At 62.1% G+C, this 21407-nt stretch carries 32 protein-coding genes; 8 read left to right on the forward strand and 24 right to left on the reverse strand.

All coding sequences use genetic code 11. The annotated features are described in order from the left end of the window. Positions 1-7: 7 nt before the first annotated feature. From atpG to ACF8ME_RS08900, 7 genes are read right to left on the reverse strand one after another with little or no spacing between them, the layout of a single operon-like run. A complete protein-coding gene (gene atpG / locus ACF8ME_RS08870; protein ID WP_012202356.1) occupies positions 8-880 on the reverse strand; it encodes a F0F1 ATP synthase subunit gamma in 873 nt (290 codons plus the stop codon). Between the two features lie 18 nt (positions 881-898). Continuing rightward, the gene (atpA, locus tag ACF8ME_RS08875; protein ID WP_016448495.1) at positions 899-2452 is read right to left on the reverse strand and encodes a F0F1 ATP synthase subunit alpha; all 1554 of its coding nucleotides are present in this window, start codon (positions 2450-2452) and stop codon (positions 899-901) included. A 48-nt stretch (positions 2453-2500) separates the two neighbouring features. Continuing rightward, positions 2501-3040: a F0F1 ATP synthase subunit delta gene (locus ACF8ME_RS08880; RefSeq protein WP_012202354.1), complete on the reverse strand. Its 540-nt coding sequence runs from the start codon at positions 3038-3040 to the stop codon at positions 2501-2503. A gap of 12 nt (positions 3041-3052) precedes the next feature. Then, on the reverse strand, positions 3053-3523 hold the full coding sequence (locus tag ACF8ME_RS08885) for a F0F1 ATP synthase subunit B (protein ID WP_016448496.1): 471 nt from the start codon (positions 3521-3523) through the stop codon (positions 3053-3055). A gap of 35 nt (positions 3524-3558) precedes the next feature. After that, positions 3559-3807: a F0F1 ATP synthase subunit C gene (atpE, locus tag ACF8ME_RS08890; protein ID WP_011803767.1), complete on the reverse strand. Its 249-nt coding sequence runs from the start codon at positions 3805-3807 to the stop codon at positions 3559-3561. Positions 3808-3858: 51 nt separating this feature from the next. After that, positions 3859-4722, reverse strand: coding sequence for a F0F1 ATP synthase subunit A (gene atpB, locus ACF8ME_RS08895; protein WP_016448497.1), 864 nt, complete (start codon positions 4720-4722; stop codon positions 3859-3861). A gap of 21 nt (positions 4723-4743) precedes the next feature. Beyond that, positions 4744-5226: an ATP synthase subunit I gene (locus tag ACF8ME_RS08900; RefSeq protein ID WP_016448498.1), complete on the reverse strand. Its 483-nt coding sequence runs from the start codon at positions 5224-5226 to the stop codon at positions 4744-4746. 286 nt (positions 5227-5512) lie between these two features. Between ACF8ME_RS08900 and ACF8ME_RS08905 the strand changes: the two genes are divergently transcribed. The 5 genes from ACF8ME_RS08905 to ACF8ME_RS08925 all read left to right on the forward strand — a co-directional run bounded on the left by ACF8ME_RS08905 (position 5513) and on the right by ACF8ME_RS08925 (position 9051). Further along, positions 5513-5830: a YbeD family protein gene (locus ACF8ME_RS08905; protein WP_392416087.1), complete on the forward strand. Its 318-nt coding sequence runs from the start codon at positions 5513-5515 to the stop codon at positions 5828-5830. Continuing rightward, positions 5827-6552: a lipoyl(octanoyl) transferase LipB gene (gene lipB, locus ACF8ME_RS08910; RefSeq protein ID WP_047219529.1), complete on the forward strand. Its 726-nt coding sequence runs from the start codon at positions 5827-5829 to the stop codon at positions 6550-6552. The genes ACF8ME_RS08905 and lipB overlap by 4 nt, the downstream gene beginning before the upstream one ends. A 10-nt stretch (positions 6553-6562) precedes the next feature. Next, positions 6563-7543: a lipoyl synthase gene (lipA, locus tag ACF8ME_RS08915; RefSeq protein WP_013800257.1), complete on the forward strand. Its 981-nt coding sequence runs from the start codon at positions 6563-6565 to the stop codon at positions 7541-7543. 310 nt (positions 7544-7853) lie between these two features. Continuing rightward, a complete protein-coding gene (locus tag ACF8ME_RS08920; RefSeq protein WP_034368188.1) occupies positions 7854-8564 on the forward strand; it encodes a hypothetical protein in 711 nt (236 codons plus the stop codon). 16 nt (positions 8565-8580) lie between these two features. Next, the gene (locus ACF8ME_RS08925; protein ID WP_017403796.1) at positions 8581-9051 is read left to right on the forward strand and encodes a hypothetical protein; all 471 of its coding nucleotides are present in this window, start codon (positions 8581-8583) and stop codon (positions 9049-9051) included. Positions 9052-9362: 311 nt separating this feature from the next. Here ACF8ME_RS08925 and ptsP read toward each other — a convergent pair whose 3' ends face one another. The 4 genes from ptsP to ACF8ME_RS08945 form a co-directional block, all read right to left on the reverse strand. Next, positions 9363-11141, reverse strand: coding sequence for a phosphoenolpyruvate--protein phosphotransferase (gene ptsP / locus ACF8ME_RS08930; protein ID WP_026061991.1), 1779 nt, complete (start codon positions 11139-11141; stop codon positions 9363-9365). A gap of 117 nt (positions 11142-11258) precedes the next feature. Continuing rightward, positions 11259-11528 (reverse strand): HPr family phosphocarrier protein, encoded by a 270-nt coding sequence (locus ACF8ME_RS08935; RefSeq protein ID WP_016448505.1) that lies wholly within the window; start codon positions 11526-11528, stop codon positions 11259-11261. After that, on the reverse strand, positions 11497-11958 hold the full coding sequence (locus ACF8ME_RS08940; RefSeq protein WP_026061990.1) for a PTS sugar transporter subunit IIA: 462 nt from the start codon (positions 11956-11958) through the stop codon (positions 11497-11499). The genes ACF8ME_RS08935 and ACF8ME_RS08940 overlap by 32 nt, the downstream gene beginning before the upstream one ends. Before the next feature lie 118 nt (positions 11959-12076). Then, on the reverse strand, positions 12077-12547 hold the full coding sequence (locus ACF8ME_RS08945; protein WP_227468475.1) for a hypothetical protein: 471 nt from the start codon (positions 12545-12547) through the stop codon (positions 12077-12079). A gap of 275 nt (positions 12548-12822) precedes the next feature. Here ACF8ME_RS08945 and ACF8ME_RS08950 point away from each other — a divergent pair, with 275 nt between their 5' ends. Continuing rightward, positions 12823-13326, forward strand: a complete 504-nt coding sequence (locus ACF8ME_RS08950; protein ID WP_017403794.1) for a TlpA disulfide reductase family protein — start codon at positions 12823-12825, stop codon at positions 13324-13326. A 64-nt stretch (positions 13327-13390) separates the two neighbouring features. Here the strand turns inward: ACF8ME_RS08950 and ACF8ME_RS08955 are convergent, their stop codons facing one another. Further along, positions 13391-13837 carry a cytochrome c gene (locus ACF8ME_RS08955; RefSeq protein ID WP_016448509.1) on the reverse strand — a complete coding sequence of 149 codons (447 nt, stop codon included), beginning with the start codon at positions 13835-13837 and terminating at the stop codon, positions 13391-13393. A 159-nt stretch (positions 13838-13996) separates the two neighbouring features. Here ACF8ME_RS08955 and ACF8ME_RS08960 point away from each other — a divergent pair, with 159 nt between their 5' ends. Further along, positions 13997-14695, forward strand: coding sequence for a cytochrome b/b6 domain-containing protein (locus ACF8ME_RS08960; protein ID WP_017403793.1), 699 nt, complete (start codon positions 13997-13999; stop codon positions 14693-14695). Positions 14696-14760: 65 nt separating this feature from the next. Next, on the forward strand, positions 14761-15252 hold the full coding sequence (locus ACF8ME_RS08965) for a GNAT family N-acetyltransferase (protein ID WP_016448511.1): 492 nt from the start codon (positions 14761-14763) through the stop codon (positions 15250-15252). 107 nt (positions 15253-15359) lie between these two features. Here the strand turns inward: ACF8ME_RS08965 and ACF8ME_RS08970 are convergent, their stop codons facing one another. The 12 genes from ACF8ME_RS08970 to rpsJ form a co-directional block, all read right to left on the reverse strand. Beyond that, positions 15360-15866, reverse strand: coding sequence for a peroxiredoxin (locus ACF8ME_RS08970; RefSeq protein ID WP_016448512.1), 507 nt, complete (start codon positions 15864-15866; stop codon positions 15360-15362). Between the two features lie 118 nt (positions 15867-15984). Beyond that, positions 15985-16254, reverse strand: a complete 270-nt coding sequence (gene rpsQ / locus ACF8ME_RS08975) for a 30S ribosomal protein S17 (RefSeq protein ID WP_016448513.1) — start codon at positions 16252-16254, stop codon at positions 15985-15987. A gap of 13 nt (positions 16255-16267) precedes the next feature. After that, positions 16268-16465 carry a 50S ribosomal protein L29 gene (gene rpmC, locus ACF8ME_RS08980; protein WP_012202337.1) on the reverse strand — a complete coding sequence of 66 codons (198 nt, stop codon included), beginning with the start codon at positions 16463-16465 and terminating at the stop codon, positions 16268-16270. A gap of 10 nt (positions 16466-16475) precedes the next feature. After that, on the reverse strand, positions 16476-16892 hold the full coding sequence (gene rplP, locus ACF8ME_RS08985) for a 50S ribosomal protein L16 (protein ID WP_012202336.1): 417 nt from the start codon (positions 16890-16892) through the stop codon (positions 16476-16478). A 2-nt stretch (positions 16893-16894) separates the two neighbouring features. Continuing rightward, complete coding sequence (rpsC, locus tag ACF8ME_RS08990) at positions 16895-17767, reverse strand: 30S ribosomal protein S3 (RefSeq protein WP_012202335.1); 873 nt, start codon at positions 17765-17767, stop codon at positions 16895-16897. Positions 17768-17783: 16 nt separating this feature from the next. After that, positions 17784-18116 (reverse strand): 50S ribosomal protein L22, encoded by a 333-nt coding sequence (gene rplV, locus ACF8ME_RS08995; protein WP_012202334.1) that lies wholly within the window; start codon positions 18114-18116, stop codon positions 17784-17786. A 10-nt stretch (positions 18117-18126) separates the two neighbouring features. Then, a complete protein-coding gene (rpsS, locus tag ACF8ME_RS09000; protein ID WP_012202333.1) occupies positions 18127-18402 on the reverse strand; it encodes a 30S ribosomal protein S19 in 276 nt (91 codons plus the stop codon). Positions 18403-18412: 10 nt separating this feature from the next. Beyond that, positions 18413-19237, reverse strand: coding sequence for a 50S ribosomal protein L2 (gene rplB / locus ACF8ME_RS09005; protein WP_012202332.1), 825 nt, complete (start codon positions 19235-19237; stop codon positions 18413-18415). A gap of 2 nt (positions 19238-19239) precedes the next feature. After that, positions 19240-19554, reverse strand: a complete 315-nt coding sequence (rplW, locus tag ACF8ME_RS09010; RefSeq protein WP_012202331.1) for a 50S ribosomal protein L23 — start codon at positions 19552-19554, stop codon at positions 19240-19242. Continuing rightward, positions 19551-20171 carry a 50S ribosomal protein L4 gene (rplD, locus tag ACF8ME_RS09015; protein ID WP_012202330.1) on the reverse strand — a complete coding sequence of 207 codons (621 nt, stop codon included), beginning with the start codon at positions 20169-20171 and terminating at the stop codon, positions 19551-19553. Before rplD ends, rplW begins: the two co-directional genes overlap by 4 nt. Continuing rightward, positions 20171-20845 carry a 50S ribosomal protein L3 gene (gene rplC, locus ACF8ME_RS09020; protein ID WP_012202329.1) on the reverse strand — a complete coding sequence of 225 codons (675 nt, stop codon included), beginning with the start codon at positions 20843-20845 and terminating at the stop codon, positions 20171-20173. Before rplC ends, rplD begins: the two co-directional genes overlap by 1 nt. A 211-nt stretch (positions 20846-21056) precedes the next feature. Continuing rightward, positions 21057-21368 (reverse strand): 30S ribosomal protein S10, encoded by a 312-nt coding sequence (gene rpsJ, locus ACF8ME_RS09025; RefSeq protein ID WP_003059431.1) that lies wholly within the window; start codon positions 21366-21368, stop codon positions 21057-21059. Between the last annotated feature and the right edge of the window lie 39 nt (positions 21369-21407).

Raw genomic sequence — 21407 nt, forward strand, 5'->3', positions numbered from 1 at the left:
AAGCCGTTTACACCGCAGCGGCGCCAGCCACGATTTCCGACAGTTCGGTCGTGATGGCTGCCTGACGCGTCTTGTTGTAGACGAGCTTCAACTCGCTGATGACGTTGCCGGCGTTGTCGGTCGCGGCCTTCATGGCCACCATGCGCGCCGATTGCTCGGACGCCATGTTTTCTGCAACCGCTTGGTAGACCAGGGACTCTGCGTAACGCACGAGCAGCTCGTCGATCACGGACTGCGCATCGGGTTCGTAGATGTAGTCCCAGCTATGGCCAGACGTCTTCTCGGCCTGCATGCTCTCGGACGACAGGGGCAGCAACTGCTCCACCACCGATTCCTGCTTCATGGTGTTGATGAACTTGGTGTAGCTCAGGTACACCGCGCTCAGCTTGCCCGCTGCGTACGCATCGAGCAGCACCTTCACAGGGCCGATCAGCTTTTCCAGATGGGGCGTATCGCCCAGACCCGTCGCGTGCGAAACCACCTTGGCGCCGACACGGTTCAGAAAGCCCAGACCCTTGTTGCCAATGGCCACCGCTTCTGCCGACACGCCTTGATCCTGCAGCTCCCGCAGCTTGGCCGTGACAGCACGCAACACGTTGGTGTTCATGCCGCCGCACAACCCCTTGTCCGTCGTCACAACGATGACGCCGGCAGTCTTGGCATCACCGTTCACTTGCATGAACGGGTGCACGTACTCGGGGTTGGCTTGGCCAAGATGGACTGCAATGTTGCGGATCTTTTCGCTGTACGGGCGTGCAGCCAGCATCCGTTCCTGCGCCTTGCGCATCTTGGATGCGGCCACCATTTCCATGGCTTTGGTGATCTTCTTGGTGTTTTCCACCGATTTGATCTTGCCGCGAATTTCCTTACCTGCTGCCATGATGGCTCCTCGTCCGGTTTAAGCGAACGACTTCTTGAACGCAACGATGGCGGCGTTCAATTCGGCTTCGGAATCCTTGTCCATGGCCTTGGAAGCGTTCAGCTTGTCGATCAGGGCGCCGTGGCTGGTCTTCAGGAACTGGTGCAGACCAGACTCGAAAGCCAGCACTTGCTTGACCTGGATGTCGTCCATGTAGCCCTTGTTCACTGCGAACAGCGAAGCGCCCATCAGGGCGGTGGACAGGGGGCTGTACTGGGCCTGCTTGAGCAGTTCGGTCACGCGGGCACCGCGGTCGAGCTGCTTGCGGGTGGCTTCGTCCAGGTCGGAGGCGAACTGCGCGAAGGCAGCCAGCTCACGGTATTGCGCCAGGTCGGTACGGATACCGCCGGACTGGCCCTTGACCAGCTTGGTCTGTGCAGCACCACCGACGCGCGACACCGAGATACCGGCGTTGATGGCGGGGCGGATACCGGCGTTGAACAGGCTGGTTTCCAGGAAGATCTGGCCGTCCGTGATCGAGATCACGTTGGTGGGCACGAAGGCCGACACGTCACCCGCCTGGGTTTCGATGATGGGCAGAGCCGTCAGCGAACCCGTCTTGCCCTTGACTTCACCCTTGGTGAAGGCTTCGACATAGTCGGCATTCACGCGGGCTGCGCGCTCGAGCAGGCGGCTGTGGAGATAGAACACGTCGCCGGGGAAGGCTTCACGGCCCGGGGGACGGCGCAGCAGCAGCGAAACCTGGCGGTAGGCCACGGCCTGCTTGGACAGGTCGTCATAGACGATCAGCGCGTCTTCGCCGCGGTCGCGGAAGTACTCGCCCATCGTGCAGCCCGAGTAGGCCGACACGTACTGCATGGCAGCGGATTCGGAAGCGGTGGCAGCCACGACGATGGTGTATTCCATCGCGCCGGCCTGCTCCAGGGCACGCACCACGTTCTTGATCGAGGAAGCCTTCTGGCCGATCGCAACGTAGATGCAGGTAACGCCCTGACCCTTCTGGTTGATGATGGCGTCGATGGCCACGGCGGTCTTGCCGGTCTGGCGGTCGCCGATGATCAGTTCGCGCTGGCCACGGCCGACGGGCACCATCGAGTCGATGGACTTGATGCCGGTCTGCAGGGGCTGGTCCACGGACTGGCGTGCGATCACGCCGGGAGCGACCTTCTCGATCACGTCCGTCATCTTGGCGTTGATCGGGCCCTTGCCGTCGATGGGCTGACCCAGGGCGTTGACCACGCGGCCGATGAGTTCGGGGCCGACGGGCACTTCCAGAATGCGGCCCGTGCACTTGACGGTGTCGCCTTCGGAGATGTGCTCGTACTCGCCCAGAATCACGGCGCCGACGGAGTCGCGCTCGAGGTTCAGCGCCAGGCCGAAGGAGGGCTGGCCGTCCTTGCCTGCGGGGAATTCCAGCATTTCGCCTTGCATCACGTCCGACAGGCCGTGCACGCGCACGATACCGTCGGTCACCGAAACCACGGTGCCTTCGTTACGGATGTCGCTGCTGCCAGCCAGACCCTCGATGCGGCTCTTGATCAGTTCAGAAATTTCTGCGGGATTGAGTTGCATGACTCTTTCCTTCTTTAGCTTTGGTTAGCCGAGACCTCAGTCGCGTTGTTACGCAATGAGGGCCGCTTTCATTTGTTCCAGGCGGGCCTTGACGGAGGTGTCAAGAACTTCATCACCCACCACGACGCGGATGCCACCGATCAGGGACTGATCTTGCTGCACCGACAGGTTCAGCTTTCGGCCGAAACGCTTCTCCAGCGAAGTCCCGAGTGCGGCCAGTGCGGCAGCATCTATGGGGAATGCGCTTTGAACCACGGCGTCGGACGAGCCACCGGCGCGGTTCACGAGGCTGCGAAACTGGGCCGCCACTTCTGGCAGGGCTTGCAGTCGGCCGTTTTCAATGATGACGCGCAGAAAGTTGCGTGCGGCATCGGGCAATGCCGAGCCGGCCACGCCGCTGATGACGTCGAACAGTTGTTCGTCGGTCACCTTGGGGTCGTCGGCCAGCTGGCGCAATTGCGGATTGGCGGCAATCGCCGCCAATTCCTCCGCCCAGGCAACAGTGCCGGACAGGTCAGCACCCTGCTGGGTGCTGGCCTTGAACAGGGCATCTGCGTAAGGACGGGCAATGGTGGCGAGTTCTGCCATGTTTGCTCTTCCTTACAGCTCGGTCTTCAGGCGGTTCAGCAGGTCGGCATGGACGCCGGCATCCACTTCCTTGCGCAGGATCTGCTCGGCGCCCTTGACGGCCAGCGCAGCCACTTGCTCGCGCAGGGCTTCACGGGCCTGGATTGTCTGCTGCTCGGCCTCGGCGCGGGCAGCAGCAACAATCTTGTTGCCTTCTTCGGAGGCACGGGCCTTGGCTTCTTCGATGATGGCCTGGGCACGGCGTTCGGCGTCCGCAAGCCGCGATGCCGTTTCGTTGCGCGTCTGGGCCAGTTCCTGCTCGACGCGCTTGTTGGCAGCGGCCAGGTCGGTCTTGGCCTTGTCGGCAGCAGCGAGGCCATCGGCGATTTTCAGAGCTCGTTCATCCAGCGCCTTCGCGATCGGGGGCCACACGAACTTCATCGTGAACAGCACCAGGATCAGGAAAACGATGGCCTGGACGAACAGGGTCGCGTTGATACTCACGGCAACACCTTTCTATCTAGGGCGTTGATCGGAGCTTAGGCCAGGACGAAGGGGTTGGCGAAAGCGAACAGCAGAGCGATGGCCACACCGATCAGGAAGGCAGCGTCGATCAGACCGGCCAAGATGAACATCTTGGTTTGCAGTTCGTTGATCAGCTCAGGCTGACGTGCCGACGATTCCAGGAACTTGCCACCCATCAGGGCGATACCGATCGAAGCGCCGATAGCGCCCAGACCAACGATCAGACCACAAGCCAGAGCGACGAGACCGAGAATGTTTTCCATGATGACTCCTGAGATTAAAGAAAGAGAAAGGTTGAGAGGGAAAGGAAATGGTCAGTGGGCTTCATGCGCCTGGCCGAGATAGATCAGCGTCAGCATCATGAAAATGAAGGCCTGCAGGGTGATGATCAGAATGTGGAAGATCGCCCAGATAGAGCCTGCAATGATGTGCCCCAAGGGGAGCAACACACCGGAAAGCGACATGGCAGCCGCACCGCCCATCAGAGCGATCAGACAGAACACCAACTCACCAGCGTACATGTTGCCGAACAGTCGCATGCCATGCGAAACCGTCTTGGCGACATATTCAATGATTTGCATGGCCAGGTTCACGACACCCAGGATCAGTGCAAACACGGGATTCTTGCTGGTGCCGAACGGGGCAGTCACCAGTTCGTGGGCCCAGCCGCCCATGCCCTTGATCTTGATGCTGTAGAAGAAGCACAGGATCAGCACGGCCGAGGACAGGCCCAGCGTGGTCGAGAGGTCAGCCGTGGGAACGACGCGCAGGTAGGCGTGCGAGTCACCCTGGAAGCCCTGCCACAGCACCGGCAGCAGGTCCACCGGCAGCATGTCCATGGCGTTCATCATGAAGATCCACACGAACACGGTCAGTGCCAGGGGAGCGATGAACTTGCGGCTTTGCGCGTTGTGGATGTTGGCCTTGGCCTGGTTGTCCACCATCTCGACCAGCAGCTCTACAGCCGCCTGGAAGCGCCCCGGAACGCCCGATGTGGCCTTGCGCGCGGCAAGCCACAGCACGAACAGGCTCAGCACGCCCAGCGTGGCGCTGACGACGATCGAGTCCAGGTTGATGACCGAAAAGTCGATGATCGACTTTTGCTTGATGTTCTGGAGGTGCTGCAGGTGGTGAACGATGTATTCACTTGCAGTAGGTGCGTGCGCGTCTGCGGCCATCGGTCAACTTCTCTTCAAATATCAATCGGTTTTTCGGACACTGGATCGCACTATCAGCGCGACCCAATACGTTTTCATGACGACTACCAAGCCCGCCAGCAGCGCCAGCCAACTCAGCCCCGGGACCAGCTTGGGTGCAGCCGCCAGCATGGCAATGCACAGCACCAGCTTCACCAGTTCCCAGCCAAAAATTCCCACCATGGCGGCTGCAGCGCCGCCCGGCCTCTTTCGTACGACGGCACGCGCAAACAGCGCTGCCGGCAACACCACCGACAAGGCACCGTAGGCAGCCGACCATCCGACCTCGGCGCGCCCCGTCACCAGCCATGCGACCAGTGCCACCAGCACGCCCACCACCGCCTGGACCACCACGAAACGCCACACAGACATCTGCGGGTTTCGCGTGCGCCACTCCTGAGCCTCCTCGGAGGTCAGGGGCTTGAAGTCGGAATCCTCGCCCTCAAGTTCCCTGTCAGCGTCTGTGTCGGCGGCGTAGTTTTTCATTGAATTCTCTAAGGCCGCAGACCAGACAAGACTTTTTCACAAAGCCTCTGATTATAAGTAAAAACCCCTGCCGAACGATAGGGGTTGTTACGGGCATGCCCAAAACGGAGGCGGCGACCGGGCTGTGTGGCAGCCGGCCAACAGCGCCAGCCTCGCGCCGCAGGCCACTTGTTTGTTGTGTGTGGAGTTCTCGTGGCGGACGACGCGGCAGCCCCGGGCTGCGACATGGCCGCGAACGATAGCGCACAATCGCCTCCAACGCCAAGCGATTAACCTTGATTCACCTATGACCGACGCCTCCACCCCTACCCCCAGCCCAGCCACCGAGCCGGGCGCGGACCCTCGCAAGGATTCGCTGATCGAGTACCCGTCGCAGTTCCCCATCAAGGTCATGGGCGTCAAGGCCGAGCATCTGGTGCACGAGATCACCCAGATCGCCCAACGCTTCGACCCTGCCTTTGACGCCAGCACCATTGAATTGCGCCCCAGCAGCAGCGGCAAATACCTGGGCGTCACCGTCACGGTGACGGCAACCAGCCGCGAACAACTCGACGATCTGTACCGCGCCTTCACCTCGCATCCGCTGGTGAAAGTGGTGCTGTGAGCACCCTCGACGCGCAGCAGTCGCAGTCATTGGACCTGCGCCTGCTGGGCCGCACGGACTACGAGGCCACGGTGCAGGCCATGCAGGCCTTCACCAGCCAACGCGATGCCTGCACGCGCGACGAGCTGTGGATATGCGAGCACTCCGCACATTTCACACAAGGCCTCGCCGGCAAAAGTGACCACTTGCTGAGCCCTGGCGACATTCCCGTGGTGGCCACCAACCGCGGCGGACAGGTCACCTACCACGGCCCGGGCCAGGTGGTCGCCTATCCCTTGCTGGACCTGCAGCGCCTGGGCTACTTCGTCAAGGAATACGTGTTCCGCATCGAGGATGCGGTCATCCGCACGCTGGAGCATTTCGGCATCACCGGCCACCGCGTGGAAGGCGCCCCCGGCATCTACGTGCGCCTCGACGACCCTCGCAGCCATGCCATGCTGCCCCAGCGCCCGCAACTGCGCGCGCCCGGCTCGCCCGCGCCCCAACCCGATTTTTCGGGGCTGGGCAAGATTGCAGCCCTGGGCATCAAGGTCAGCCGGCATTGCACCTATCACGGCGTTGCATTGAACGCCGCCATGGACCTGGAACCCTACGGCCGGATCAACCCTTGCGGCTACGCAGGGCTGCAAACGGTGGACCTTTCTACAATCGGCGTTCAGACAACCTGGGACGAAGCCGCGCGCGTGCTGGGACGACAGTTGCAGCGCCGCCTAGCCCCCTGAATCCAGAACCATGACCACCAACACCGTCGTGCGCGAAGCGCAGTCACAAGCCGAGTACAACCCGCTGGCCAAGCAGAAGGCGGCAGCGAAGCTTTCGCGCATCCCGATCAAGGTCGAGCATGGCGAAGCACTCAAGAAGCCCGAGTGGATTCGCGTCAAGGCGGGCAGCCCCACCACGCGCTTCTACGAGATCAAGGACATCCTGCGCGCCAACAAGCTGCACACGGTCTGCGAGGAAGCCTCCTGCCCCAACATCGGCGAGTGCTTTGGCAAGGGCACGGCCACCTTCATGATCATGGGCGACAAGTGCACGCGCCGCTGCCCGTTCTGCGATGTGGGCCACGGCCGCCCCGACCCGCTGGACACCAACGAACCGCTCAACCTCGCCAAGACGATTGCCGAGCTGCGCCTGAAATACGTGGTCATCACCAGCGTGGATCGCGACGACCTGCGCGATGGCGGCTCGGGCCACTTCGTCGAGTGCATCAAGAACATCCGCGAGCTCTCGCCGCTGACCCAGATCGAGATCCTGGTGCCCGACTTCCGTGGCCGCGACGACCGTGCGCTGGAAATCCTCAAGGCCGCGCCTCCCGATGTGATGAACCACAACCTGGAGACCGCACCGCGCCTGTACAAGGAAGCGCGTCCTGGCTCGGACTACCAGTTCTCGCTGAACCTGCTCAAGAAGTTCAAGGCCTTGCACCCCAAGGTTCCGACCAAGAGCGGCATCATGGTCGGCCTGGGCGAGACCGATGAGGAAATCCTGCAGGTCATGCGCGACATGCGTGCGCATGACATCGACATGCTGACCATCGGCCAATACCTGGCACCCAGCAACAGCCACCTGCCGGTGCGTCGCTACGTGCACCCCGACACCTTCAAGATGTTCGAGGAAGAGGCGTACAAGATGGGCTTCACGCATGCAGCCGTGGGCGCCATGGTGCGCTCGAGCTACCACGCGGACCAGCAGGCACACGCCGCCGGCGTCTGAGCCGGCGATGGCCGCCTGCCTGCAGGGCGGCCTTCTTCACGCACTTCGGGGATGGCCTTTGCAGGCCATCCCCTTTTTCATGTCTGGAGGCATGCCATTCAGGCGCCGGTTTTGACCTGAATACACATTCAGCAACAAACAATCGATGTCACCGGCATCTCGGTTGATGAATTTCCCGATCTCTTTATGATGCCGATTTTCCGAATGCTTTCTGCATTCAAAAAAATCCGAACGACCCAGGAATGCGGCTCAACGACATGAAATCCCGGATTTCGGGCGTTCGGGCGCCGCTCCATTGACAAAGGGATAAGTGCATATGGCCAATGACGAGCAAAAGGACCGTGCAGCATTCGATGCCGCCATACAGGCACTGAAAGCAGAGGTTGCCAATGCCGGGGTGCATCTCTCGCTGGACTCATCTGCACGCCTGGCCTATGCCCGACAGATTCAGGCCATGGCCAACGAGCTTCAGTTGCAGGCCACGAGCGGCCGCATCACCTGGGGACAGGCTGCACAACAGGCCCAGGAGGCCCGCAATGTCATCATGGAGATCATCCGAGGCCGCAGCACCCCCGTGGGCAGAGCCATGGCGCAACGCATCAAGAGCGAGGGCAAGACGCTCAATGAGCTGATTGCCCGCAAGGCCCAGCAATTGCACGGTCCCAACGTGCGGTTCGATCGCCTCACGGCGGCCCAGCAAAACGCCGTGTATGGCGAAATCGTCAAATCCGCCGGCAAGTCCAATGCCGCCATCACCCAGAGAATGCGCACGCTCTCCCGGGCAGGACGCGGCCTCCTGGTCTTCTCCATTGCGGTATCGGTCTACACCATCGCCAACGCAGACAACAAGGTGGAGGCCGCCGGCAAGGAATTGGCCGTCACAGGTGCCGGGATCGGTGGAGGCATGGCAGGTGGTGCCCTGGCCGGGCTGGCCTGCGGGCCCGGGGCACCTGCCTGCGTGGTGGTCGGCGCTTTTGTCGGCGGGGCACTGGCTGCCATAGGCGTCGAATTCCTCTGGTGACACTTCAGGACAACAGATGCGCATCCTCTCCGACCGGCAGTTGTCACTGCAGCCCGCCGCATCCCATCCTGCAGGGCAGGTACCGCAAAGCCGCCTGGTGCTCAACGGGAATGCAACGCCCATTCTGGTGGACGGCACCATTCTCGAGGCAGCCGTTCAATGGAACGACCTCTACCTTCTGTTCACCACCGATGACACGCCCATGGAGGAGATGCTGCGGATCACGCTGCTCGACGAGAATTTGCAGGCACTCGACAAGGCCGTGATAGGCAGCATGTATTCCACGGGCAGCTTCTCGTTGCTGCCATCGGACGAACGATCGCTGGTGCGATTTCGATTCATGGGAAATACGGACTGGAGTGTCGAAATCCTGCAGGAACCTGGATTCCGGCTGCCATTTCTTGGCGATCCGCGCGCCGTCACGCGCCCCCTGGGGTTTTCGCGGCGCTTTGTCGTGCGAGGCCATCCTGAGCCGGAAAGCAACTGATGCCGACGCAGTTGAAGGCAATAAAAAAGCAGGGCCAACGTGCATGCCCTGCTTGAATTGAATGCAATCGTGCTTTCCCGTTCCACGTAGAAAAAAAGCCTGGCTAACCGGCAGACCGCTGGCTGGCAAACCGACTTGCTGCAGGCTGAACAGGCCTGGCGAGTCGCCCCACGATGAAACTGAAAAAGCTTGCAGCTCGAATTCCCCACCAGAGAGCTTCTTGCTGCATTGGAGCGGATCATAACATCGAATGAGAATCAATCGCAACTGAAGTTGTGATTTTTTTGCCTCGCGCCTTCACTTGACCGAAGTCATGGGCTCAGCAGCGCTGCCGGGCTGTCCGAACGAAGGACTTCCTGCGCCCAGGCGGCCAGCTTGCGTGTGTCGGCACGCAAGATTTCCTGCTTGACGACCAGGATCTGCGCCGGATGCATGGAAAAGCTGCGCAGGCCCAGGCCCAGCAGCAGGCGCGTCATGGCCACATCGCCGGCGGTCTCCCCGCAGACACAGACGCTCTTGCCTTGCGCCCTTCCTTCGGCGATCACATCCGCCACCAGCTTGAGCACGGCGGGATGCAGGGGATCGTAGAGATGGGCCACGGTCTCGTCGGCGCGGTCGATGGCCAGCGTGTACTGGATCAGGTCGTTGGTGCCGATGGACAGGAAGTCGAAATAGCGCAGGAAGGTGCGCACGATCAGCGCTGCCGCAGGCACCTCGATCATGGCGCCCAGCTTGACCGGGCCGTGCGCCACGCCGCGCGCGTCAAGCTCGCTTTGCGCCAACCTCACCTGGGCCAGGGTCTGCTCGATCTCGCTTTGGTGGGCCAGCATGGGGAACAGCAGATGGATCTGCCCATGCGCGGCAGCACGCAGGATGGCGCGCAGCTGGGTGCGGAACATGGCCGGATCGGCCAGGCTCCAGCGGATGGCGCGCAGACCCAGCGCGGGGTTCAGGTAGTAGTCCTTGGGCTGGGCCTTGTCCAGCGGCTTGTCGGCGCCCACGTCCAGCGTGCGAATGGTCACGGGCATGCCCTGCATTCCGTCCACGGCTTCGCGGTAGGCCCGGTATTGCTCTTCCTCGCCAGGCAGGTTGCCGCCACGCCCCATGAACAGGAATTCCGTGCGGAACAGCCCCACGCCCACCGCGCCCGCATGCACGGCCGCAGGCCCGTCGCCGGGCTGCTCGATGTTGGCCAGCAGCTCGATACGCTCTCCGTCCAGCGTCAGCGCAGGCGTGTGGCGCAGGCGCGAGAGGCGCTCGCGCTCGAGCTCGTTCTGGCGCTGGCGAAAGCCATATTCGGCCAGGATGATGGGTGAGGGATCGACGATGACGACCCCTGCATTGCCGTCGATGATGATCCAGTCGTCCTGGCGGATCAGTTGCCCTGCAGCCCGGGCGCCGACCACGGCAGGAATGTCCATGCTGCGCGCCACGATGGCCGTGTGCGAAGTGCGGCCACCCACGGCCGTGATGAAGCCGGCAAACAACCGGCTCTTGAACTGCAGCATGTCCACTGGCGACAGGTCCTGCGCCACCAGAACCAGCGGCGCGTCGGTGGCCCCATCGAGCAGCAGCGGCTGCTGCGGCGGCGTGCCCTCCCCCGTTGCCTCGACTGCCAACAGCTCGGCCGGTGCGGGCACGGGGCTGGCCATGCCCTTCATGTGCCGCAGGATGCGCTCGACCACCTGCTCGAGGTCCGCCTTGCGCTCGCGCAGGTATTCGTCCTCCATCTCGTCGAACTGGCGCGAGACGACCTCCAGCTGCGTGGTCAGCGCCCATTCGGCGTTGTAGAGGCGATCGGATATCCAGTGCTTGATGGCGGCGGCCAGGGCCTCGTCCTGCAAAAGCAGCAGGTGGACGTCGAGCAAGGCATCGAGCTCGCCCGGCGCATCCTTGGGCATTTCATCCTGCAGGCGGCGCAGCTCGTCGATGACGGCATTGCGCGCACTGCGGGCGCGGTCGATTTCCGCGTCCACCTGGTCGGGCCGGATGAAGTAGTGCACCACCTCCATGCGGCTGGAGGCCACCACCACCGCACGCCCTATGGCGATACCCCGTGACACGGCCAGTCCGTGGATTGCAAACGTCATTGCGCCTGTCCTTTGCCTGCTGCTGCGCAGGCCCCGGACCGTCGCAATGCGGCATCGTCCAGTTCCAGCGCGTGTTGCTCTGTTGCGCTCACCGTCTGCCAGCGCAGCAAAGGCACATTACTGGCCTTCGCCAAACTTGTCGTTGATCAGGGCGGTCAGCGCATCCATGGCTTCCTGCTCCTGTGCTCCGTCGGTCTCCAGCAGCACCTCGGAGCCCATGCCGGCAGCCAGCATCATCACGCCCATGATGCTCTTGGCATTGATGCGCCGCTCGCCCTTGCTCATCCAGACTTCGCAGGGAAAGCTGCCTGCAAGCTTGGTGAGCTTGGCGGAGGCGCGGGCATGCAGGCCCAGTTTATTGCTGATGGTGATAGGGGTCTTGATCATTGGATGGTCGCGGACTCTGGTTCTGAGGCGTGTTCACGCCCACCTGCATCACCCCATGGCTGCCTCCCGCCAAGGCACGCTCGGCCACGGCTTCCAGCGCCTCGTGGCGATAGCCTATGGAGCGCAGCAGCATGGGCAAGTTCACTCCGGCCACCAGCCGCCCGGCAGGCAGTTGCGCCACAAGGCGCTGCGCCACGTTGCAGGGCGTCGCACCAAAGAGGTCGGTCAGCACCAGCGTGGGCAGCCCCAGCAGGCCGCCATGGTCTTCAAGCAACTGCTCGGCACGCATCAGGGTGGCCTCGGGCGGCTCCTGAGCGGGCACATCCAGGGCAAGGACGTCCTCGGCACTGTCGGCGAACACATGCAGGGCGCATTCGCGCAGTGCCTGGGCCAAAGGTGCGTGGGTGAACAAAAGGATGCGCGTGGTCATGAAGTCACAGGGTTCGGAGTCGATTATGGCGTGCGAAGGCGCATGCAGGGCAAACGGCGCGCCTGCGCTGCGCTCCATGCCACAGTTGCCTCCCGCATCCGTGGCTCCAAACCTGTTGCTACTGCAGTTGCAGGCTGGCGAAGAAGTTGTTGGCCTCGTCTGTGCGCGGCTTGTCGCTGTAGATCACGGCATGGTAGAGGCGCGCGCCCGCCGGCTCCATTCGTGCAAACCACACGCCATGGGCCGTGAGCTTCCAGCCCTGGGGACCCACGCCTTCAAACGTGGTGCGCAGCGACTGCGGCAGATTCAAGGCGCCTGCAGGCACGAAGGAGCCATCTTCCTTGGAGCGCAATTGCTTGGCGCCGGCCGGCGCCTGTCCCGGCGCACCCGGATTCATCTGACCGAGCACGGCCGCCTGCCAGTACGACAGCATCTCGGCGGCCCTGGAGGGCTCGCTGACCAGGAAGTGGGAAACCGCGTAGGTGGACGCATCGGCGTCGCATCCCATCATGGACATCTGCACCGTGCCCATGCCCTGGCCCAGTTCCACCGGCCGGGTGGCCGATTGCGGATCGCAAGGCAAAAGCACACGCAGTGGCGTGCCCTCGACCGCAACCTGCCGCCAATCCAGCCGGGGACTGCATGCGGCCAAGGGCGTCAACACCAGCACAGCGGCAGCAAGCCGCATGGCAGGAGCGCGGAGCCTTGCCATGGGGATCAAAAAGCTTTCCATCAATGTCATGCCGGCATTATCGACACGGCCCGCTTGACCGAGACCCGAACTTTTGCCCTTGCCGCGCATCGAAACGCGGTGCACGGCATGCGTGCAGGCCTACGGGCACAACTTTGGGCACAATCGTCGCTATGGCAAGCAAACATTGGATCGCAGGCGTGGTGATCGCCGCAGCCGCCGGAATGGGCGCATGGGTGTATTCGGGCGCAGGCCAGACGGCGGCGCCGCAATCGACCTTCGTGCTGCTGGATGGCAGCAAGCAGACCACGGCCGATTTCAAGGGCAAGGTGACGCTGGTCAATTTCTGGGCCACCAGCTGCACCACCTGCGTGGCCGAGATGCCGGAGATCGTCGCCACCCACCAGAAATTCCAGGGCCAGGGCTTCGAGACCCTGGCCGTGGCCATGAGCTACGACCCGCCCAGCTATGTGGTGAACTTCGCCGATTCGCGCAAGCTGCCGTTCAAGGTGGCGCTGGACAACACCGGCGCCGTGGCCCGCGCCTGGGGCGATGTGCAGCTGACGCCCACCACCTACATCGTCAACAAGCGCGGCGACATCGTGAAGCGCTATGTGGGAGCGCCTGACTTCGCCGAGTTGCACCGGCTGATCGAGAAACTGCTGGCCGAAGCCTGATACGGCACAGGCAAGCCCAGAAAAAAACCGGCATCACGCCGGTTTTTTTGCATCTGCATGCCGATCAGCGGCTGCGGAAGCTGTCGTGGCAGGCCTTGCAGCTGGCAGCGGCCGGGCCGAAGGCCGCCTTGAGCTGGTCCAGGTTGCCGGACTTGGCCGCAGCCGCGAGCTTGACCGTCTCGGCCTGCATCTTCTCCGACAGATCCTGGAACTTGGCCTGCTCCTTCCAGATTTCAGGCTTGGCCTTTCCACCCTCCGTGCCTGCGCCGAAACCTGCCCAGGGCAGCTTGGCCATGAAGGCCACCACCTCGGCGTTTTCCTGGGCCGCCTTGGCATCGAAGGGGATCTTTCCGTTCGCCATCGCACCCAGGCGACCGAAGTGCTGGCCCAGCACGGCCAGCGCGCCCTGGCGGTACTTGATGGCGTCCTCGGACTTGGCAAACTGGGCGGAAGCCGGCAGCGCGGTAGCGGCCACCAGGGCGGCCAGCGCCCATGCAGAAACTTTCTTCATCGTGGTTTTCCTTTTCGAGTGTGGGGAAATCTGCCGGGTCAGTATGGCAGTGACGCCTTGCGGGCGCAGCTTTGATTGACCGCAGCCAGGGTGCATTGACTGCCGGCTCCGGAATGCAGGTCGGCACAATGCACTCATTCCCACCCACACGCTCATGCCATGGCACAAGAACCGACCGCACAAGGCGCCGCCAAGCACAAGGTCCGCATCTGGGACCTGCCCACCCGGCTGTTTCACTGGCTGCTGGCCGCAACCGTGATTGCCCTGGTCGTGACGGCCAAACTGGGCGGCAATGCCATGAACTGGCATCTGCTGCTGGGCCATGTCATGCTGGCCTTGCTGCTGTTTCGCCTGTTGTGGGGCCTGGTGGGTGGCCGCTGGTCGCGCTTTGCCAGCTTCATCCATGCACCTTCCGCCCTGCTGCGCCATCTGCGCGCACAAGGAGCGGAGAGCGACAGCGCAGGCCACAGCCCGTTGGGCGCTCTGTCCGTGCTGGCCATGCTGGCGGTGCTGATCGCCCAGGTAGGCAGCGGATTGCTCAGCGATGACGAGATTGCGTTCTCCGGGCCGCTGAGCCGCTTCGCATCGGGCGACACGGTGGCGCAGGCCACGGCCTATCACGCGCATTGGGGACAGTATTTGCTGTACGCACTGGTGGCCCTGCATCTTCTGGCCATCGTGTTCTATGCCTGGCGCGGGCGCGGCCTGGTGCGAGCCATGGTGACCGGGGACAAACAGTTGTCCGCGCCAGTACCCGCCTCACGCGACACGGCAGGCAGCCGTTGGCTGGCCTTGGCCCTGGCCTTCGGGGCAGGCGCTGCGGCATGGTGGGTACAGCAGCTTGGTGGCGCTTTCTGACGGCGCAGCCAGAGGTGGGCCGCTTGCCGCTACACTGCGCTTTCCGTCGTTTTAGCTGAGTGCCCGTGGACAAGCCTGCTGTCGCCTTGCTGGCGCCGAATCCCGCGGAAGACTGGGACGAAGTCCGCCAGATCTTCCGGGAGTACGCTGCAAGCCTGGATGTCGATCTGCAATTTCAAGATTTCGAGGCCGAGATCGCCGATCTGCCCGGCGACTACGCTGCGCCGCGCGGCCACATCCTGCTGGCCAGGGTCGATGGCGCAGTGGCCGGCTGCTGCGCCCTGCGCCCCCTGGACAACTGCGACTACGCCAATGCCGCCGAGATGAGGCGCCTGTTCGTGCGCAAGGCCTTTCGCGGTTTCGGACTGGGTCGGCAGCTGGCCGAAGCCATGCTTGATGTGGCGCGCCAGGCCGGCTATGACCATGTGCTGCTGGACACGCTGGACGACATGGAATCGGCCCGCGCCCTCTACGTCGACCTGGGCTTCGAGGAAATCCCGCCCTACTATCACAACCCCATCGCGGGGGCGCACTACCTCAAGGCCGATATTTTCTAGGCCGGCCTGGCTGAACCAGCGCCCCCAATACAAAAAGGCATTGCACCCGGGTGCAATGCCTTTTTTCGCAATAGCACGGTGCGCAGGCCAGAAGGCCTGCAGCGCGATCAGGCCTTGGCCTGGCCCAGCAAAGTGGCCGCGTCGCTGACCTCGAACTTGCCAGGGCCTTCCACGTTCAGCGTGACGACCTTGCCGTCCTTGACCAGCATGGAATAGCGGTTGCTGCGCAGGCCCAGGCCCTTGCCGTTCAGATCCAGCGTCAGGCCGGTGGCCTTGGCGAATGCGGCGTCGCCGTCGGCCAGCATGCGCACCTTGCCATCGGTCTTCTGGTCGCGGGCCCATGCGCCCATCACGAAGGCGTCGTTGACCGACAGGCACCAGATCTCGTCCACGCCGGCAGCCTTGAAGGCTTCGGCCTGCTCCACGAAGCCGGGCACATGCTTGGCCGAGCAGGTGGGAGTGAATGCCCCGGGCACGGCGAAGACCGCGATGGTCTTGCCTGCAGCGGCTTCGGGCAGCTTCACGGGGTTGGGGCCGATGCTGCAGCCATTGCCTTCGACTTCCACGTATTCCATCAGGGTGGCAGCGGGCAGGGCATCTCCGACTTTGATCATCTCTATCTCCTTTGTGGTGCAAAACCGGGGGCCGCCGAAATGGCGGTCCCCAAACGAAAAAACGACCCACATTGTGGGTCGTTTCCTGTGGCTTTGCAGCCGGTGGGCCTAGGTAGGCTTACACCAGAGCAGCCTTTTGCACCAAGCGGGTAGCAACCCAGTTCTTGGTCTTGGACAGCGGGCGGCTTTCCGTGATTTCGATCACGTCGCCCAGCTTGTACTCACCTTGCTCGTCGTGAGCGTGGTACTTGCTGGACTTGATCATGATCTTGTCATAGATCGGGTGCTTGACGCGGCGTTCAACCATGACCGTCACGGTCTTGGCACGCTTGTCGCTGACCACCTTGCCAATCAAGGTGCGCTTGAGGGATTTTTTAGCTTCCGTCATGTCGGCTTCCTGATTACTTGGCGGCTTGCTTTTCAGCAAGGATGGTCTTGGCGCGGGCGATGTCACGGCGCGTGGTACGCAGCGTGTTCGTGTTACCCAGCTGTTGCGTGGCCTTTTGCATACGCAGACCAAAGTGAGCCTTTTGCAGGGACTTCACTTCGGCTTCCAGGCCGGCAACGTCTTTTTGGCGGAGTTCAGCAGCTTTCGTCATGTTGTTCTCCTTAGGCACCAATTTGACGGGACACGAAGGTCGTACGCAGCGGCAGCTTTGCAGCGGCCAGGCGGAACGCTTCACGAGCCAGCTCTTCAGGGACGCCCACGATTTCGTAGAGCACCTTGCCGGGCTGGATTTCGGCCACGTAGTACTCGGGGTTGCCCTTACCGTTACCCATACGCACTTCTGCGGGCTTGGTAGAGATTGGCTTGTCCGGGAACACGCGGATCCAGATACGACCGCCGCGCTTGACGTGACGCGAGATCGCGCGGCGAGCCGCTTCGATCTGACGTGCCGTCAGGCGACCACGGTCAGTGGACTTCAGGCCGAAGTCACCGAAAGCAACGGAGTTACCACGCGTTGCAATACCGGTGTTGCGACCCTTTTGCTCCTTGCGGTATTTGCGGCGAGCAGGTTGCAGCATCTTTATTCTCCTTTACCGTCCGCTGCTGTAGCGGGCGCGTCAGTCTTGCGAACGCGCTTAACGGAATCAGCGCCAGCGCCGGCGGGCTTGTCGCTGCCGTCTGCAGGTGCTGCGTTAGCGCCTGCGGGGCGGCGGGCACCACGGCCAGCACCGTCACGACGACCATCGCCGCGACCATCGCGACGGGGGCCGCGAGGACGACGCTCTTCTTCGGGGCGGGGGGTCTCGGCTGCCGGCAGGTCGTTACGACCCAGCGTGTCACCCTTGTAGACCCAGACCTTCACACCGATCACACCGTAGGTCGTCTTGGCTTCGGAGAAGCCATAGTCGATGTCGGCGCGCAGCGTGTGAAGTGGCACACGGCCTTCGCGGTACCACTCGCAGCGTGCAATTTCGATACCGTTCAGACGGCCCGAAGACATGATCTTGATGCCTTGGGCACCCAGACGCATGGCGTTTTGCATCGCACGCTTCATGGCGCGGCGGAACATGATGCGCTTTTCGAGCTGCTGGCAGATCGAGTCGGCGATCAGCTTGGCATCGATTTCAGGCTTGCGCACTTCTTCGATGTTCACAGCCACGGGCACGCCCAGACGGGTTGCGAGTTCCTTCTTCAGGTTCTCGATGTCCTCGCCCTTCTTGCCGATCACGACACCAGGACGTGCCGAGAAGATCGTGATGCGGGCGTTCTTTGCAGGACGCTCGATCAGAATGCGCGACACGGCGGCGTTCTTCAGCTTGGCCTTCAGGAACTCGCGCACCTTGATGTCTTCGGCCAGCATGCCGGCGAAGTCGCGGTTGCTTGCGTACCAACGGCTGGCCCAGTTGCGGCTAACAGCCAGGCGGAAGCCGGTAGGATGGATTTTCTGTCCCATATTCTTCCCAGGCCTTTCAGTTGCCAACCGTCACGTACACGTGGCACGTGGGCTTGCTGATGCGATTGCCGCGGCCCTTTGCACGCGCGGTGAAGCGCTTGAGCGTGGTGCCTTGTTCGACGAAGATGGTCTTGACCTTCAGTTCATCGATGTCGGCGCCGTCGTTGTGCTCGGCGTTGGCGATGGCGGACTCGAGCACCTTCTTGATGATCACGGCAGCTTTTTTCTGCGTGAACGTCAGGATGTTCAGGGCTTGGTCCACTTTCTTGCCGCGGATCAGGTCCGCGACCAGGCGACCCTTGTCCACAGACAGGCGGACGCCACGGAGAACAGCACGTGTTTCAGACATGTTCTATTCCTTACTTCTTGGCTTTTTTGTCCGCCGGGTGACCCTTGAAGGTACGGGTCAGCGCGAATTCGCCGAGCTTGTGGCCGACCATCTGGTCAGTCACATACACGGGCACGTGCTGCTTGCCGTTGTGCACGGCAATGGTCAGACCGATGAACTCGGGCAGAACCATGGAGCGACGCGACCAGGTCTTGACGGGCTTCTTGTCCTTGGTGGCGACGGCCTTCTCGGCCTTTGCCAGCAAGTGATGGTCAACAAACGGACCCTTTTTAAGAGAACGAGTCATTTGCTACCCTTTACTTCTTACGACGCGACACAATCATCGACTGCGTGCGCTTGTTGTTACGGGTACGGTAGCCCTTCGTCAGGTTGCCCCATGGGTCAACAGCGTGACGACCTTCACCGGTCTTGCCTTCACCACCACCGTGCGGGTGATCGACAGGGTTCATCACCACGCCGCGAACGGTCGGGCGAATACCCATCCAGCGCTTCACACCGGCCTTGCCCAGACGGCGCAGGCTGTGCTCTTCGTTGGCGACTTCACCGATGGTCGCGCGGCATTCGATGTGCACCTTGCGCACTTCGCCGGAACGCATACGCACTTGGGCGTAGATGCCTTCACGGGCCAGCAGCGTAGCCGACGTACCTGCCGAACGGGCGATCTGCGCGCCAGCGCCGATCTTCAGTTCGATGCAGTGGATGGTCGAACCCACGGGGATGTTGCGGATCGGCAGGGTGTTGCCCACGCGGATCGGGGCTTCCGAACCGCTGACGATCGTTGCGCCGACTTCCAGGTTGCGCGGAGCAATGATGTAGCGACGCTCGCCGTCGGCATAGCACACCAGAGCGATGTGGGCCGTACGGTTGGGGTCGTACTCAATGCGCTCGACCTTGGCGGGGATGCCGTCCTTGGTGCGCTTGAAGTCCACCACGCGATAGTGGTGCTTGTGGCCACCGCCCTTGTGACGGGTGGTGATGTGACCGTTGTTGTTACGGCCCGACTTCTGGTGCTGAGGCTCCAGCAGGGGGGCGAAACCTGCACCCTTGTGCAGATGGTCACGCGTGACCTTGACCGTGCCGCGTTGGCCGGGGGTCGTCGGTTTGAGCTTGATAACAGCCATGATTACGCAGCCTCCCCGGACAGGTTCAGCTCTTGACCGGGCTTGAGCATCACGTAGGCCTTGCGAACGTGGTCGCGGCGGCCGGTGGTCTTGCCAAAGCGCTTGGTCTTGCCCTTGATGTTCACCACGGAGACACCAGCAACTTCCACCTTGAACATCAGTTCCACGGCGGCCTTGATTTCATGCTTGGTGGCGCTCTGCAGCACCTTGAACGTCACGGCGTTGGACTTCTCTGCAACCATGGTGGCCTTTTCGGACACGATGGGAGCAACCAACACCTGCATCAGACGACCTTCGTCAAACTTGAGCGTGCTCATTCGAACATCTCCTTGAGTTTGTCGATCGCACCCTTGGTGACGAGCACTTTCTTGTAGTGCACCAGCGACACGGGGTCGGCGTAGCGCGGCTCGACCACGAACACGTTCTTCAGATTGCGGGAAGCCAGGTACAGGTTCTCGTCGACTTCTTCAGCGATCACCATGACCGATTCCAGGTTCATGGCCTTGAACTTGTCGGCCAGCACCTTGGTCTTGGGGCTTTCGAGCTTGAGCGAGTCCACCACGGCCAGACGGCCTTCGCGGGCCAGCTGCGACAGGATGGCAACCATGCCGGCGCGGTACATCTTCTTGTTGATCTTCTGCGTGAAGTTTTCTTCAGGCAGATTCGGGAAGATGCGGCCGCCGCCACGCCACAGAGGCGAGGAGGACATACCGGCACGAGCACGGCCGGTGCCCTTTTGCTTGAACGGCTTGGCGGTCGTGTGACGAACCTGCTCGCGGTCCTTCTGAGCGCGAGTGCCCTGGCGTGCGTTGGCACGGTAGGCGATCACGATCTGGTGGACGAGGTCTTCGTTGAATTCACGGCCGAAAACAGTCTCGGGCGCATCAAACTTGGATGCGGCCTGGCCTTGTTCATTCAGGAGTTCGAGCTGCATTAGTTCGCTCCCTTGGAAGCTTTGGCCTTGATGGCGGGGCGCACCGTCACGAAGCCACCCTTGGAGCCCGGAACAGCGCCCTTGATCAAGAGCAGTTGGCGTGCTTCGTCAATGCGAACCACGTCGAGATTTTGGGTGGTGATGGTTTCATCGCCCATGTGGCCGGTCATCTTCTTGCCCGGGAACACGCGACCTGGATCCTGGGCCATCGAGATGGAGCCGGGAACATTGTGCGAACGGCTGTTGCCGTGCGAGGCGCGCTGCGAGCGGAAGTTGTGACGCTTGATGGTGCCGGCGAAGCCCTTACCGATGGAAGTGCCTTGCACGTCCACCTTCTGGCCCACCGAGAACAGCTCGGCGACGGGCAGGACGGAGCCTGCGGCGTACTTGCCAGCGGTTTCTTCGGTCACGCGGAATTCACCCATCACTTCACCGGCTTCGACACCTGCCTTGGCAAGGTGGCCGGCTTCTGGCTTGGTCACGCGAGATGCCTTGCGCGAACCGAAAGTGACCTGCAGGGCCACGTAGCCATCGTTCTCTTGGGTTTTGACCTGAGTCACGCGGTTGTTCGACACATCCACCACTGTGACAGGCACTGCGTCCCCATCATCAGTGAACAGACGCATCATGCCCACCTTGCGACCCAGCAACCCGAGGGAGTTGCTCAGACTCATTTGTTTGCTCCAAAACTTCCGCCGCTGAAACTGCAATTGGCCCAGCGTTGCGCTCCCGCCCCAGATGACCAAGGCCTTGCGCACGAAAGAAGGTTGATAAAACTTCGCTCAAGAAAGGCGAAGCCCCAAATTTTAACGCGAACTGCCTTTTCAAGCAAGTTCGCGTTAAATCAAAGCCCTTCAACGGCCCCGCAAGGGGCCTGTGAAGTACTTATTGCAGCTTGATCTCGACGTCCACACCTGCGGGCAGGTCCAGCTTCATCAGAGCGTCAACCGTCTTGTCAGTCGGGTCAACGATGTCCATCAGGCGCTGGTGAGTGCGGATTTCGAACTGGTCGCGGCTGGTCTTGTTGACGTGCGGCGAGCGCAGGATGTCGAAGCGCTTCATGCGTGTCGGCAGGGGCACGGGACCCTTGACGATGGCGCCGGTGCGCTTGGCAGTGTCAACGATTTCAGCAGCCGACTGGTCGATCAGCTTGTAGTCAAACGCCTTCAGGCGGATGCGGATTTTTTGCTTGGACATTGTGTATTCCTAGTTTTCTAAGAATTACGCAATGATCTT

This window comes from Delftia sp. WSY_7 (assembly GCF_043104845.1).
Classification (GTDB): domain Bacteria; phylum Pseudomonadota; class Gammaproteobacteria; order Burkholderiales; family Burkholderiaceae_C; genus Comamonas; species Comamonas tsuruhatensis.